Source organism: Corynebacterium variabile (assembly GCF_006539825.1).
Lineage (GTDB): Bacteria > Actinomycetota > Actinomycetes > Mycobacteriales > Mycobacteriaceae > Corynebacterium > Corynebacterium variabile.
In genome coordinates this window covers 90,076-103,574 of the sequence record NZ_BJNT01000013.1, presented here as the reverse complement: position 1 = coordinate 103,574, position 13,499 = coordinate 90,076, and the positions used below count along the sequence as shown (strand labels likewise).

General features: G+C 68.0%; 11 protein-coding genes. All 11 read left to right on the top strand.

Features of this window, described 5'->3' with window-relative positions; translation table 11 throughout:
* Positions 1–7: 7 nt before the first annotated feature.
* The 11 genes from CVA01_RS08835 (at position 8) to resB (ending at position 13,423) form a co-directional block, all read left to right on the top strand.
* Positions 8–1,921 (top strand): YhgE/Pip domain-containing protein, encoded by a 1,914-nt coding sequence (locus CVA01_RS08835; protein WP_141330115.1) that lies wholly within the window; start codon positions 8–10, stop codon positions 1,919–1,921.
* Positions 1,922–1,958: 37 nt separating this feature from the next.
* Positions 1,959–2,996 (top strand): porphobilinogen synthase, encoded by a 1,038-nt coding sequence (gene hemB / locus CVA01_RS08830; RefSeq protein ID WP_141330113.1) that lies wholly within the window; start codon positions 1,959–1,961, stop codon positions 2,994–2,996.
* A 20-nt stretch (positions 2,997–3,016) separates the two neighbouring features.
* Positions 3,017–3,778, top strand: a complete 762-nt coding sequence (locus tag CVA01_RS08825; RefSeq protein ID WP_014011223.1) for a hypothetical protein — start codon at positions 3,017–3,019, stop codon at positions 3,776–3,778.
* A 2-nt stretch (positions 3,779–3,780) separates the two neighbouring features.
* The gene (locus CVA01_RS08820; protein ID WP_014011222.1) at positions 3,781–4,278 is read left to right on the top strand and encodes a hypothetical protein; all 498 of its coding nucleotides are present in this window, start codon (positions 3,781–3,783) and stop codon (positions 4,276–4,278) included.
* Positions 4,275–6,926, top strand: a complete 2,652-nt coding sequence (locus CVA01_RS08815) for a heavy metal translocating P-type ATPase (protein ID WP_141330111.1) — start codon at positions 4,275–4,277, stop codon at positions 6,924–6,926. The genes CVA01_RS08820 and CVA01_RS08815 overlap by 4 nt, the downstream gene beginning before the upstream one ends.
* A gap of 28 nt (positions 6,927–6,954) precedes the next feature.
* Complete coding sequence (gene hemL / locus CVA01_RS08810; protein WP_141330108.1) at positions 6,955–8,271, top strand: glutamate-1-semialdehyde 2,1-aminomutase; 1,317 nt, start codon at positions 6,955–6,957, stop codon at positions 8,269–8,271.
* Positions 8,272–8,463: 192 nt separating this feature from the next.
* Complete coding sequence (locus CVA01_RS08805; protein ID WP_244938227.1) at positions 8,464–9,549, top strand: iron-siderophore ABC transporter substrate-binding protein; 1,086 nt, start codon at positions 8,464–8,466, stop codon at positions 9,547–9,549.
* Between the two features lie 32 nt (positions 9,550–9,581).
* A complete protein-coding gene (locus tag CVA01_RS08800; RefSeq protein WP_014011218.1) occupies positions 9,582–10,208 on the top strand; it encodes a histidine phosphatase family protein in 627 nt (208 codons plus the stop codon).
* 1 nt (position 10,209) lies between these two features.
* The gene (locus tag CVA01_RS08795; protein WP_073884648.1) at positions 10,210–10,845 is read left to right on the top strand and encodes a TlpA family protein disulfide reductase; all 636 of its coding nucleotides are present in this window, start codon (positions 10,210–10,212) and stop codon (positions 10,843–10,845) included.
* Positions 10,838–11,626, top strand: a complete 789-nt coding sequence (locus CVA01_RS08790; protein ID WP_041630219.1) for a cytochrome c biogenesis CcdA family protein — start codon at positions 10,838–10,840, stop codon at positions 11,624–11,626. The genes CVA01_RS08795 and CVA01_RS08790 overlap by 8 nt, the downstream gene beginning before the upstream one ends.
* 84 nt (positions 11,627–11,710) lie before the next feature.
* Entirely contained in the window at positions 11,711–13,423 is a 1,713-nt protein-coding gene (gene resB / locus CVA01_RS08785; protein ID WP_141330106.1) for a cytochrome c biogenesis protein ResB, read from the top strand.
* Positions 13,424–13,499: the final 76 nt, after the last annotated feature.

The window sequence follows — 13,499 nt, the reverse complement described above, 5'->3', positions numbered from 1 at the left end:
CCGCACAGTGCCTATCGCCGGATTCCACGTCGCCAATGAACTGCGCAGGTTCAAGCGGGCCAGGTTGACCCGACTGACGATCATCGCCCTCATCCTCATCCCGCTGCTGTACTCGGCGCTGTACCTGTGGGCGTTCTGGAACCCGCTGAACAAGACCGACGCGCTGCCCGTCGCCCTGGTCAACAGTGACCAGGGTGCCGAGCTCAACGGCGAGGAGACCCGGGCCGGCGACCAGGTGGTCCAGGGACTGCGGGACAACGACCAGATCAACTGGACCGAGGTCTCCTCGGAGGAGGCAGAACAGGGCGTCAAGGACGGTAAGTACTACTTCTCCCTCGAGCTGCCGGAGAACTTCTCCGAGGCGGTGACCTCCGCGGCCGGGACGTACGCGGAGAAGGCCCGTCTGATCACCCATTACAACGACGCCAACGGCTACCTCTCGACCATCATCGGCGAGAACGTCATGCGTGAGGTGCTCAACACGGTCGGCACGACGATCAGTGCCGAGGCGGTGGACAAGGTCCTCGTCGGCGTCCTCGACGCGGGTGACGGCATGTCACAGGCCGCCGACGGTGCCGGTCAGCTCGCCGACGGTACCGGGCAGCTCGTCGACCAGTTGCCGCAGCTCACCGACGGCATGGACCAGCTCAAGGACGGCTCATCGACGCTGGCCGCAGGCACCGGGGAGCTCAACACCCAGGTCCAGCAGCTCAGCCAGCTCGTCGACGGGACGCAGCGGCTCGGTGACGGTGCCAGTGAACTCAGCGCCGGCGTCAGCCAGCTCACCGGTCAGCTCGGCCAGGTCACCACGGTGCAGGGGGACAGTGCGTCCAAACTGCGCGGATACGCCGAGCAGCTGCGCAGTCTGAATCTCCCCGGGACGGCCGGGATCATCAGCCAGATGGAGGGAACTGCGTCCTCCCTGGAGACCGAGGGGCTCGGCCCGCAGTCCTCCACCGCCTCCGACCTGCAGCGGTTGGATGACGGGGCATCCCAGCTGGCCTACCAGCTCTCCGATCCCTCCGCCGAGTACCGCGCCGGCGTGGACCGGCTGCCCCAGCTCATCGACGGTGTCGGCCGGCTCGACGACGGTGCCAAGCAGCTCGATGACGGTCTCGGCCAGGCCCAGGCGCAGCTTCCGACTCTGGTGGACGGCGCCAGTCAGTTGGATGACGGGGCCAATGAGCTGCACGACCGTCTGACCGACGGCATCAAGCAGATCCCCACCTGGAATGAGGGGCAACGCGTCCAGGCGGCGACCACCATCGGTGGCCCGGTCGCCCTGGCCTCCCAGGACGATGTCGAGGTCAGTTCCTTCGGCACCGGTCTGTCGCCGTTCTTCATCTCCCTGGCCCTGTTCATCGGCGGCATCGTGATCTTCCAGATCTTCAAGCCGCTGCAGCAGCGCGCCATCGCCGCCGGAGTCGGATCGCTCCGCGCCGCCTTCGACGGTTACCTGCCGGTGGCCCTCCTCGCGCTGTGCCAGGCACTGGTCATGGTCGCGGTCTGCACCCTGGCGGTGGGCCTGCGCCCGGCGAACGTCCTCGGCTTCACCCTGGTCGCGATGCTTGTGTCGCTGGTGTTCATCGCGATGAACCATGCCCTCGTCTCGTTGCTCGGCTCCGGGCCGGGCAGAGTGGGGGCACTGATCACACTGATGGTCATGATGGTGACCTCGGGCGGCATCTATCCGGTGCAGACGCAGAACGGACTCATCGAGGCACTCCACCCGTTCAACCCGATGACCTACGCGGTCAACGCGCTACGGCAGATGCTCTACGGCTTCCACGACGAGCGGTTGTGGACGGCACTCATCGTCCTGGTCGCCACACTTGTCGTGGCACTGTTGATCTCCACCCTGGCGGCGAGAATGCAACGCAGCTGGTCGATGAAGCGGCTGCATCCGGTGCTGCCGAACTGACGGGGCCCGGTGGGGGAGCGGGCGTACCATCGACACCATGAGCGAGCCCACCCTCCCGAACCCCCCCACCGACACCTACGGTGTCCCCGCCCCGTCGCGTCGCCCGCGCCGGCTGCGCACCAGTGCGACGATGCGCAACTTCGTCGCTGAGACGCAGCTTGATCCGGCGCAGTTCGTCCTCCCGGTGTTCATCGCCGAGGGGATCGACGCCCCGCGTGAGATCTCCGCGATGCCCGGTGTGTACCAGCATACTGAGACCTCCCTGCTCAAGGCGGCGGAGGAGGCGGTGAAGGCGGGCGTCGGTTCGATCGACGTCTTCGGCGTCCCCACCCCGGAGCACAAGGACTTCGCCGGCACCCAGGCCTGGGCCGCCGACGGCATCCTCAACAAGGGTGTCGCCGCCCTGCGCCGTGAGTTCGGTGACGATCTGCTGGTCATGTCGGACACCTGCCTCGACGAGTTCACCGACCACGGTCACTGCGGTGTGCTGACCACCGACCACTACGGCAATACCGTCGTCGACAATGACGCCACCCTCCCGCTGTACGCGGCGATGGCTGTCAGCCAGGCCCGCGCCGGCGCCCACATCGTCAGTCCCTCGGGCATGATGGACGGCCAGATCCGCGTCATCCGTGCCGCGCTGGACGCCGAGGGCTTCCAGGACGTCTCTATCCTGGCCTACTCCGCGAAGTACGCCGGTGCCTTCTACGGCCCGTTCCGTGAGGCTGTCGGTTCGACGCTGCAGGGTGACCGGAAGACCTACCAGCAGGATCCGCGCAACGCCCGTGAGGCGATCATGGAGGTCCAGCTCGACATCGACGAGGGCGCGGACATGGTCATGGTCAAGCCGGCCCTGCCGTACCTCGACATCCTCAGCCAGGTCGCGGACTACTCGACTGTCCCCGTCGCCGCCTACCAGGTCTCCGGTGAGTATTCGATGATCACCGCGGCGGCGCAGAACGGCTGGCTCGACCGTGAGAAGACGATCATGGATTCGTTGACCTCGATCCGTCGTGCCGGTGCGGACATCATCCTCACCTACTGGGCCACCGAGGCCGCGCAGATGCTGGCCTGACCGCTAGGCTGGGGGACGATATGACTGCACCGCACCGCACCCCCCGCCGCTCCGGCCGCTCCGGCAGCTCCCCGGAGCAGACGCCCCCGCCGTCCGGGCCGCCCGCGCAACCCGCACCGATGCCGACGCCGCCGAAGATGGGACGTGCCGACGGGCTCGCGCCCTCGGTGAAGGGTGCCCCGCAGCAGGTCAAGGACGGCGTCCTCATCTGGTACGGCGTCGCCGCCCTGCAACTGGTCACCGGCATCCTGCAGCTGGTGCTCTCACTCACCGACCGACGGACCCTGACCCGCCAGGTCACCGAGCAGACCAAGGACATGGACCTGCCTGGCGACGCCAGCATCCACACCCTGGTCACCGGCTACGCCATCCTGCAGTTCCTGCTCACCCTGCTCTCTGTCATGGTGGCGGTGTGGCTGATCTCCCGGGTCGGACGCGGCGGGTACCGCTCCCGCTTCTTCCTCACCCTCGGCACCGTCTACCTGGCGCTGATGGCTCTGATGCAGACCTTCGCCGGCGCCCCTGACACCGGATCCGTGCTGCTCATCGTGCTCATCGGTGCCGGCACGATCATCTCCGGCGTCCTCGCCCCGGCCGGCTGGTGGCTGCTGACCCGCCCGGAGACCCGGGACTGGTTCGGCATACCCGGCGAGCGGGAGATGGAGGAGTTCACCGCCGCCCTCGACAGGCGCTCCGCCGACCTGAAGAAGATGAAGGACGAGGAGCGGGCCGCGAAGAAGGAGAAGAAGGAGAAAGAGAAGAAGAAGCAGAAGGGCGACTGACAGTGCCTGCCTCCCTGTTCCCCGGTGCCGGGGCGGACGCGAACGACCCGAACCGTCAGATCCGCTACTGGCGTCCCGGTGAGGGGACGCCCGGAGTGGTCCGCTTCTCCTTTGTCCTCTACGTGCTCTGTGGCGTCGGCCTGCTCGTCGCCGCCCTGCTGATGTGGACAGCCGACCCGCCGACCTCCTCCGACGCCGACCGACAGGCCACCATCGACACCATCGCCTCGGTACTTAAGTGGCTCGCGGTGATCGAGGCCGTCGGCGCGGTCGCCCTCTGCGTCCTCGTGCCCGGTCTGTTGCGCGGTGATGCGCGCGCGCGGTTCCGGACGCTCATCGTCACCGGCGTCCTCCTCGTCATCTCCCTGGGCAGCTGGCTGTTCGGGGTCGGTGGACTCGTCCAGCCGGTCATCGCCCTTTTCCTCGCCTTCGCCGCGCTGGCGGCGTACCGTCCCGCAGTGAAGACGTTTTTCGGACAAGCGACCGGGGAGGACCGGTGACTGACGACACCCCCGATGTCGCCCGCGCCATCGACGAGGCACGCGCCGCTGCGCGTGCCGCCGGACTGTCCGCGCACAACGACGCCGCCGAAGGTTCCGGGGATGCCGGTGATCACGGGGACAGTGAGGACGCCGAGGTCGTCGGCGGCCCGGTCACCTCCTTCACCTGGCACCTGTCCGGGCTGGATTCCGCGGTCGCGGCCGGACATCTGGAGAAGATCCTCAACCTCGTGCCCGGGGTCCAGGCCCGCGTGGTGTACTCCACCTCCATGGCCTGGGTCACCGCGCCGGACTCCCTGTCGCCCGACGTCCTGCGTGACCTCATGGCACAGGCCGGGGTGGACGCCTGGCTCACCACCGCGTCCCTGCGTCGTCGCGCCGAACGCCTCAACATCAATGAACGCCGCCGCCGGATGCGTCGCCACCGGCAGTCGCAGCAACGCGACCGGAAACACCGGGACAGCACCGCACCTCAGCGACGCTCGACCCAGACCAGTGCGACCACCGAGGTCCTCTACACCGCCCGTGCACTGATCACCCCGGCCCGGCTCATCGTGGCCGTGCTGCTCGGTGTGCCCGTGGTGGCGATGCAGATCAACTCCTCCTGGCAGTTCGACAACTGGCAGTGGCTCTGCCTCGCACTGTCGGTGCCGGTCGTCACCTGGTGCGCCTGGCCCTTCCACCGCGCCATGGCCGCCGGACTCAGGCGCGGCATGTCCGCCCTGGACACGGCGTCCTCGGTGGCGATCGTCCTCGCCTTCGTCTACTCGCTCATCGCGATGCTGATCACCGATGTCGGCGACGCCGGGTGGCGTAACGACCCCGGGTGGACCGCGGGCTACCACGACAACGGCAACGGCGCGGTCTTCCTCGACGTCGCCTGTGGTGTGACGATCCTGCTGCTGCTCGGTCGCCTGTTCACCAGACGTACCCGGCTGCGCTCCGCGCTGGCACTGAGTTCACTGCGGACGCCCCCCTCCGACACCGTCACCGTGGTGCGCAACAACCGTCGCGGCAAGCCGGTGAAATCGGAGATCACCGTCGGTGAGATCCGCGTCGGTGACGACATCCTCGTGCCCCGTGACGGCGTCGTCCCCTCCGACGGCGAGGTCGTCGGCGGACGCGCCGAGGTGGACGCCGGCCCCTTCGGTGGCGTCGACCGGCACACCGAGGTCACCGTGAACTCCCCGGTCTACGCCGGGACCCGCAACCTCGGCGACACCCTGAAGATCCGGGTGGAGCGCACCGGTTCCCGGACCAGGCTCTCCGCCGTCCAACGGTGGATCAGTGCCGCCGAGCGCGACGAGGCGCAGCTCGACCAGATCGCGACCAGGTCGGCGTCCCTCCTGGTGCCCTGGGCGGTCGTCATCGCCAGCTGCGCGGCCGCCGTCTGGCTGCTCGTCACCGACGCCACCGCCAGTGCCGTCGCCGCCGCCCTGGCGGTCCTCATTTCCGTGGCGCCCCTGGCCCTCGCACTGTCCACCACCCTCGCCCTGCGTCTCGGTCTGGCCCGGGCCGCGGCCGGCGGTACCCTGCTGCGCAACGCGAACACCATCCATCAGCTCGCCGACGTTGACACCATCATCTTCAACCGCAACGGCACCCTGACCCACGGCCCCATGGCCGTCACCGGGGTCACCGCGGCGAAGGGGGAGAACCCGGAACTGGTGCTCCGCGTCGCCGGTGCCCTGTCCCTGGAATCCACCCACGCCGTCTCCCGTGCCATCGTCCGCGCCGACCGCGAGGCCCGCGACGCCGGCGCCGGCGGGGACTCCGTCCCGCACTGGCTCGAGACCGGCGCCGTCACCATCGACGACCACGGCACCTTCAGCGCCACTGTCGACCTGCCCGTGACGGACGCCAGGACCGGCGAAACCACCACCCGCCACGTCACCGCCGCGGTGTGGCGTCCCCGTGACCTCTCCGAACTCGCCGATCCCGCACTCGCCAACGCCGCCGTCGGGGGCGGCACCCCGCTGGTCGTCTCGTGGAAGGGGATCGCCCGGGGCGTCATCAATGTCTCCGACCAAGTCAAGCGGGACGCCTCGACGGCCGTGGAGCAGCTCGAGGACATGAACATCGAGACCACGATGATCGCCCGGGACACCTACCCGGTGGCCCGCCGGATGGCCGACATGATCGGCATCTCCACGGTGCTCGCCGGCATCGCACCAGGGCGCAAGGCCGCCACCGTGCGCAGCGTCCACGCCCAGGGTGCGACCGTGGCCATGGTCGGTGACAAGGACGTGCTCGACTGCCTCCGGGTGGCCGACGTCGGCGTCCTCATGGGGTCGGCGGACCGCATCGACAACGCCGAGAGCGACGTCGTGCTGCTGCGCGAGGACATCTCCAGCATCCCCGAGGTGGTCAGCCTGGTCCGCCACGTCCGCGCCACCGTGGACTGGAACCTATGGCTCGCCTGGGGCTACAACGTCATCGCCGTGCTGCTGTCCGTCACCGGACTGCTCAACCCGCTGCTCGCGACGGTGCCGATGCTGCTGTCCTCCATGCTCATCGAGTGGCGCTCCGCCCGCATCACCCACCGCGAATACACGAACCGCAGCACCGTCGTGGCGAACTGGCGTCCGCGACGCGGCAAGCTGCGCTCCTGGGCGGGGGAGAACCTGCTGCCCTGGCAGACCCGCTGACGCCTCTGCGGTTAAGCTGGTCGGCGTGATGAGTGAACACACCGAGTCCAACCTGTCCGCCAGCTCGACCGCGATGGAGGAGGCCCGCCGGGTGATCCCCGGCGGCGTGAACTCCCCGGTCCGCGCCTTCGGCTCCGTCGGCGGTACCGCGCCGTTCATCGCCTCCGCCGACGGCTCCCGGCTGGTCGACGTCGACGGCAACGACTACGTCGACCTGGTCTGTTCCTGGGGTCCGATGATCCACGGCCACTCCCACCCGGTGGTGGTGGACGCGGTGCAGTCGGCCGTGGCCAAGGGTGTCTCCTTCGGCGCGCCGACGATGGGGGAGATCGCCCTGGCCGAGGAGATCATCGGCCGCACCAGCGTGGAGAAGATCCGCATGGTGAACTCCGGCACCGAGGCCACGATGTCGGCGGTACGCCTGGCCCGTGGCTTCACCGGCCGTGACCGGATCCTCAAGTTCATCGGCTGCTACCACGGCCACGTCGACTCCCTGCTGGTCGCCGCCGGGTCCGGTGTCGCCACGCTGGGCCTTCCCGACTCACCCGGCATCACCGCGGCCGCCGCGGCGGAGACCATCGCCGTGCCCTACAACGACCTGGACGCCGTGCGGGAGGCCTTCGCCGAGCACCCCGGCGAGATTGCCGGAATCATCGTCGAGGCCTCCGCCGGCAACATGGGCTCGGTCCACCCCGACGAGGGCTTCAACGCCGCGCTCAAGGAGATCGCCCACGCCGACGGTGCTCTGCTCATCGTCGACGAGGTGATGACCGGTTTCCGCACCTCGCGTAAGGGCTGGTTCGGGGTCGACGGCGTGGCCGGCGACCTCACCACCTTCGGCAAGGTCGTCTCCGGCGGCATGCCCGCGGCCGCCTTCGGTGGACGCGCCGACATCATGGACATGCTCGCCCCGGTCGGCCCCGTCTACCAGGCCGGCACCCTGTCGGGTAACCCGGTGGCCATGGCCTCCGGCCTGGCGTCCCTGCAGCTCGCGGACGACGCGGTCTACGAGACCCTGAACGCGAACGCCGACCGGCTGTCCTCGCTGATCTCCTCGGCCCTGACCACCGAAGGCGTGGTCCACCACATGCAGCGGGCGGAGTCCATGCTCTCCATCCGCTTCGCCGAGGGGCAGGGACGCAACTTCGCCGACATGCAGGCGGCGGACACCTTCCGCTACGCCCCCTTCTTCCACGCCCTGCTGGACGCCGGGGTCTACGCGCCGCCGAGCGTCTTCGAGACCTGGTTCGTCTCGACCGCTCTGACCGACGACGACTTCGCGCGCATCGAGGCCGCCCTGGCCGTGGCCGCGAAGGCCGCCGCTGCCGCTCAGCCGGCGGGGTAAGCGGGGGTTTGGCCGGGGTCTGGCCGGGGTTTGGCCGGCAGGTCAGCCCTGCCGCGGAAAGTGTTACCAGCTGACCGGGCCATAATCTGACATTTCCCCAGGTCGCGAAAAGTGTTACCGGTGAGATCTGGTAACACTTTTCTGCTGTCGGGGATGTGCGGCGCATCGCGGGAAAAGGTAGGCTTCGCTTCCATGACGATCATTCACCCACCCCTGACTTCACGGGCGTCTTTCCCGACGCGGGCTCTGCGCACCGCGGGTTCGGTGCTCGCAGCGTCCACCCTCGTCATCGGCCTGGCCGCCTGCGGCTCCGACGATGACGACGACAGCAACGGCACCTCAGTGAACACCGACTTCGAGCCGGTGACCATCAGCCACGCCCTCGGCGAGGCCGAAATCACCGAGAAGCCCGAGCGCGTGGTCACCCTCGGTCAGGGATCCGCCGAGACCGCTCTGGCTCTCGGCATCGTCCCGGTCGGCACCGAGGAGTACGAGTGGGGTGCCGACGAGTCCGGCCAGCTCCCCTGGATCCACGAGGAACTGGAGAACGAGGGCGTCGCCGAGGACGACTACCCCGAACTCATCAGTGCCGGCGACAACGGAGTCAGTGCCGAAGAGATCGCGAAGCTCGACCCGGACGTCATCCTCGCTCCCTGGTCAGGGATCACGGCGGAACAGTACGACAGCCTCAGCGCCCTGGCGCCCACCGTCGCCTACCCGGAGAAGCCGTGGACCATCGACTGGAAGGACCAGATCACCACCGTCGCCACCGCGCTGGGGGAGAAGGACCGGGCTGAGGAACTCATCGGCGGCATCGAGGACCAGTTCGCGACCGTCCGTGAACAGAACCCTGAGTTCGCCGACCATGACTTCGCCTTCATCTACAACCAGGGAACCACCGGTGACATGGGCGTCTTCCTCCCCACGGAGCAGCGCGTCGCCATGGTGGAGAACCTCGGCCTGACAGTCGCCCCTGTCGTGGAGGACATGAAGGGTCAGGAGAAGGAAGGAACAGACTCGGCGACGTTCAGCATCGAGACCGCGGACAGACTCAATGACGTTGACCTCATCTTCACCTTCTACTCGGACGAGGCCAACCGTGCGGAGATGGAGGCGTTGCCGACCTACGGTGCCGTCTCCGCGATCCGGAAGGGGGCGGTCGTCGCCCCGACCGAGAATTCCTTGGTCACCGGCTCCTCGATCGTCAACCCGCTCACTGTCCCGTGGGCCATCGACCGCTACGTGCCGATGATCAAGGACGCCATCACACACTTATGACCTCAGCACCACGGGAGGTACGCTGACATGCCATGAGCACGATCGTCCACCTCGTCCGTCACGGCGAGGTCCACAACCCGGACCGCATCCTCTACGGTCGTCTTCCCGGCTGGCACCTCAGTGTCCGTGGCCGGCAGATGGCCGCCGCTGTCGCCGAAGACTTCAGGGACCACGACATCACCTATGTCGCGGCGTCCCCTCTCCAGCGTGCACAGGAGACGGTCGCTCCGATCCTCGACGCCGTCAACGGCAACAGCAACGGTGACCAGCTCGACCTGGTCACCGACGAGGATCTCCTCGAGGCCGGAAACCAGCTCGAGGGCCTCCACATCAAGGGTGTCCGGTCCGCCCTGTGGAACCCGAAGCGCTGGCCGATGCTGACGAAGCCGAGCGTCCCGAGCTGGGGCGAGCCCTACCCGAAGATCCTCGACCGGATGTGGGTCGCCATCGACCGCGCCCGTCGCGCCGCCGAGGGGCACGAGGCCGTGTGCGTCTCCCACCAGCTGCCGGTCGTCTGCGTCCAGCGCGACGTCCAGGGACTGCCGCTGCAGCACAATCCGGCCACCCGGCGCTGCAACCTCGCTTCCGTCTCCTCCCTCGTCTTCGAGGGCGACGAGCTGACCGACTTCCTCTACTCCGAGCCCGCGCAGGAGATCTGAGATGCGCGGAGCAGGGAAAGCCGGGAAAGCACAGAAGGTGACCCGGACCATCGCGGCGTCCTCCCTGGTGGTGGGTGTCCTGCTGGGCACCGCGGCCTGTGGCGAGGACTCCACCGCGGGCACGGACGCCGTCGCCATCGGCGGTGAGTTCAAGTTCGTCTCCCCGGGCGGCAAGACCGTGATCACCTATGGCGAGGGTGACCGGCAGGCGATCGGCGACCTGCAGGGTGATTCCCTCATGGACCCGGGCACCACCATCGGTCTCAAGGACTTCGAGAACCAGGTCGTCGTCCTCAACGCCTGGGGCCAGTGGTGTGGCCCGTGCCGCTCCGAGTCCGATGACCTGCAGACCGTGCAGGAGCGTCTGGAGAAGGACGGCCGCGGCTCGCTGCTGGGCATCAACGTCCGCGACAGTGCCCGGGCGAAGGCGCAGGACTTCCACGAGGACAACGGCATGACCTACCCCTCGATCTACGATCCGCCCTTCAAGTCCGCCCTCGCCCTGGGCGGCGTCCCGGCGTCCGTCATCCCGACGACGATCGTGCTGGACAAGCAGCACCGTCCGGCGGCGGTCTTCCTCAAGGAGATCACGGCCGACGAGCTGTGGGACACCGTGGAGCCACTGCTCGATGAGTGATCTGGGAAGCACCTTCGCGGACGCGGTGACCACCGGTCCGCTGCTGCTCGGCCTGTTGGCCGCCGCCGCCGCGGGACTGGTGTCCTTTGCGTCCCCGTGTGTGATCCCGCTGGTCCCGGGCTACGTCTCCTATCTCGCTGGCGTGGTCGGCGCGGAGGCGGAGTACACCGCCGACGGCACCGTCGTCACGAAGCGCCGCGGACGCGCCGGTGGTGCTGCCCTGCTCTTCGTCGCCGGGTTCACCGTCGTGTTCTGCCTGGCCACGGCCACGGTCTTCGGCGCGATCCGGGCGATCCAGGTCAACCAGGACCTGCTCATGCGCATCGGTGGCGTGGTGACCATCATCATGGGCGTCATCTTCATGGGCTTCATCCGCCCGCTGCAGACCGACACCCGCATGACGCCGCGTCGCTGGTCGACGCTCGCCGGCGCGCCGCTGCTCGGCGCGGTCTTCGCCCTCGGGTGGACGCCCTGCCTGGGCCCGACCCTGGCTGCGATCATTTCGGTGTCCGCCGGTACCGAGGGCATGACCGCCGCCCGTGGTGTGGTGCTCATCGTGGCCTACTGCCTGGGTCTGGGCATCCCGTTCATCCTCGTGGCGCTGGGGTCGGCGAAGGCACTGCGCGGTGTCGGCTGGCTCCGACGTCACTCCCGCACCATCCAGATGGTCGGCGGTGCACTCCTGGTCGTCGTCGGCGTTCTGCTGGTCAGCGGCCAGTGGGCGGTCTTCGTCGACTGGATCCGCCAGTGGCTCGTCAATGACACGACCCTGCCGGTGTAGTACTCACAGAATCAGAACCTAGACTTCCGCACAGAAACCCGCCGGAACCCGATGACGGCCCCGGCAACCGCACGAAAGGTCCCCATGCTCCGCAGTATCCTCCGTTGGCCGAAGAAGGCGTGGCAGTGGCTGACGAGGATGCGTACCGCCCTGGTGCTGCTGTTCCTCCTGGCCGTCGGCGCGATCCCGGGTGCCCTGCTGCCGCAGCGGTCGCTGAACGCGGCAAACGTGGACAGCTACCTCGAGGCCAACGGGACGATCGCGGAGATCTACGACAAGCTCGGTCTCTTCGACGTCTTCAGTTCCGCGTGGTTCGCCGCGATCTACGTGCTGCTGTTCGTCTCACTCATCGGCTGTATCCTGCCGCGGTCGATCGACCACTGGAAGGCGCTGCGCAAGCTTCCGCCGGCCGCGCCGAAGCGGTTGGACCGGATGCCGAACCACATCACCGGCACCGTGGACATGCCCGCCGAGCAGGCGCAGAAGGAGGTCAGCGCCCGGTTCCGCCGCTGGACCGGTGGCGCTACCGAGGCGGACAAGGACCGCGCGGGCAAGTGGTCCTACTCCGCGGAGAAGGGCTACCTCCGCGAGTTCTCGAACCTCGTCTTCCACCTCTCGCTGGTCGGCATCCTGGTGTCCGTCCTCGTCGGCCGGATGGTCTACTACGAGGGCCAGGTCATCGTCGTCGCCGGTTCCGACAACTCCCAGTTCTGCAACACCGCCGTCGCGAACTTCGACTCGATGCGTTACGGCCCCACCTTCGACGGCACCACGCTGACGCCCTTCTGCGTCAACGTCAAGAACTTCAACGCCGACTACCTGCCGTCCGGACAGGCCGTCGACTTCCGTTCGGAGGTCGACTACGCCGCCGGTGACGACGCCCTCAAGCCCACCGAGGACTGGGAGCACACCACCCTGAAGGTCAACCACCCGCTGACCATCAACGGTGACCGCGTCTACCTGCAGGGCCACGGCTACGCCCCGACGTTCACCGTCACCTGGCCGAACGGTGAGACCCGTACCGAGACCATCCAGTTCCGCCCCGACGACCTGACCTACTTCCTGTCCTCGGGTGCGGTGAAGATGGACCCGCCGGCCGGCATGTACCCGGACCTGCAGGAACGGCGACAGAACCAGCTGGCCATCCAGGGCCTCTTCGCCCCGACGGCCGAGTTCTCCGGCGAGAACAACGCGCTGCTGTCCTCCCGCTTCCCGGCGATGGACGACCCGGCGGTCGCCATCGACATCTACCGCGGTGACACCGGCCTGGACTCCGGTACCGGACAGGACATCTTCACCCTGTCCCAGACCCAGCTGCACAACGGCGCACTGCAGAAGCTCGACAGGGTGAACCTGCACCAGGGCGAGGACGTGACCCTCGACGACGGCACGAAGATCTCGTTCGACGGCGCCAAGGAGTTCGTGAACCTCCAGGTCAGCCGCGACCGGACCGAGATCTTCGTGCTCGGCTTCGCCCTGCTGATGCTCATCAGCCTGGTCGGTTCGCTGACGATCAAGCGTCGCCGCTTCTGGGTCCGGGTCACCGACCTCGGCGACGGCACCAGTCGCCTGGAGATCGCCGGCCTGGCCCGCACCGACTCCGCCGGCTGGGGACGCGAGTTCAACCGCGTCTCCGAGGAGCTGCTGCACCTCGACGACGAGGAACTGGACGAGGAGTTCGACCAGACCGACGCGGACTGGGACGACTGGGAGGACGAGCTCGACCGTGAGCTGGCCCGCGAGCGCCGCGACGGTGAGATCACCGACGGCGACAGTGATACCGACGACAACAAGTAACGACATGTTGGTGACCGACGCACCCCAGCGGTAGCGTTGACCACTGAAATCCAACTCTCAACGGAGGAACCGACGG

Excerpts from the sequence above, each read along its gene's own strand:
- hemB (WP_141330113.1), top strand. The coding sequence starts at position 1,959 with ATGAGCGAGCCCACCCTCCCGAACCCCCCCACCGACACCTACGGTGTC.
- CVA01_RS08825 (WP_014011223.1), top strand. The coding sequence starts at position 3,017 with ATGACTGCACCGCACCGCACCCCCCGCCGCTCCGGCCGCTCCGGCAGC.
- hemL (WP_141330108.1), top strand. The coding sequence starts at position 6,955 with ATGAGTGAACACACCGAGTCCAACCTGTCCGCCAGCTCGACCGCGATG.
- CVA01_RS08805 (WP_244938227.1), top strand. The coding sequence starts at position 8,464 with ATGACGATCATTCACCCACCCCTGACTTCACGGGCGTCTTTCCCGACG.
- CVA01_RS08800 (WP_014011218.1), top strand. The coding sequence starts at position 9,582 with ATGAGCACGATCGTCCACCTCGTCCGTCACGGCGAGGTCCACAACCCG.
- CVA01_RS08795 (WP_073884648.1), top strand. The coding sequence starts at position 10,210 with ATGCGCGGAGCAGGGAAAGCCGGGAAAGCACAGAAGGTGACCCGGACC.
- CVA01_RS08790 (WP_041630219.1), top strand. The coding sequence starts at position 10,838 with ATGAGTGATCTGGGAAGCACCTTCGCGGACGCGGTGACCACCGGTCCG.
- resB (WP_141330106.1), top strand. The coding sequence starts at position 11,711 with ATGCTCCGCAGTATCCTCCGTTGGCCGAAGAAGGCGTGGCAGTGGCTG.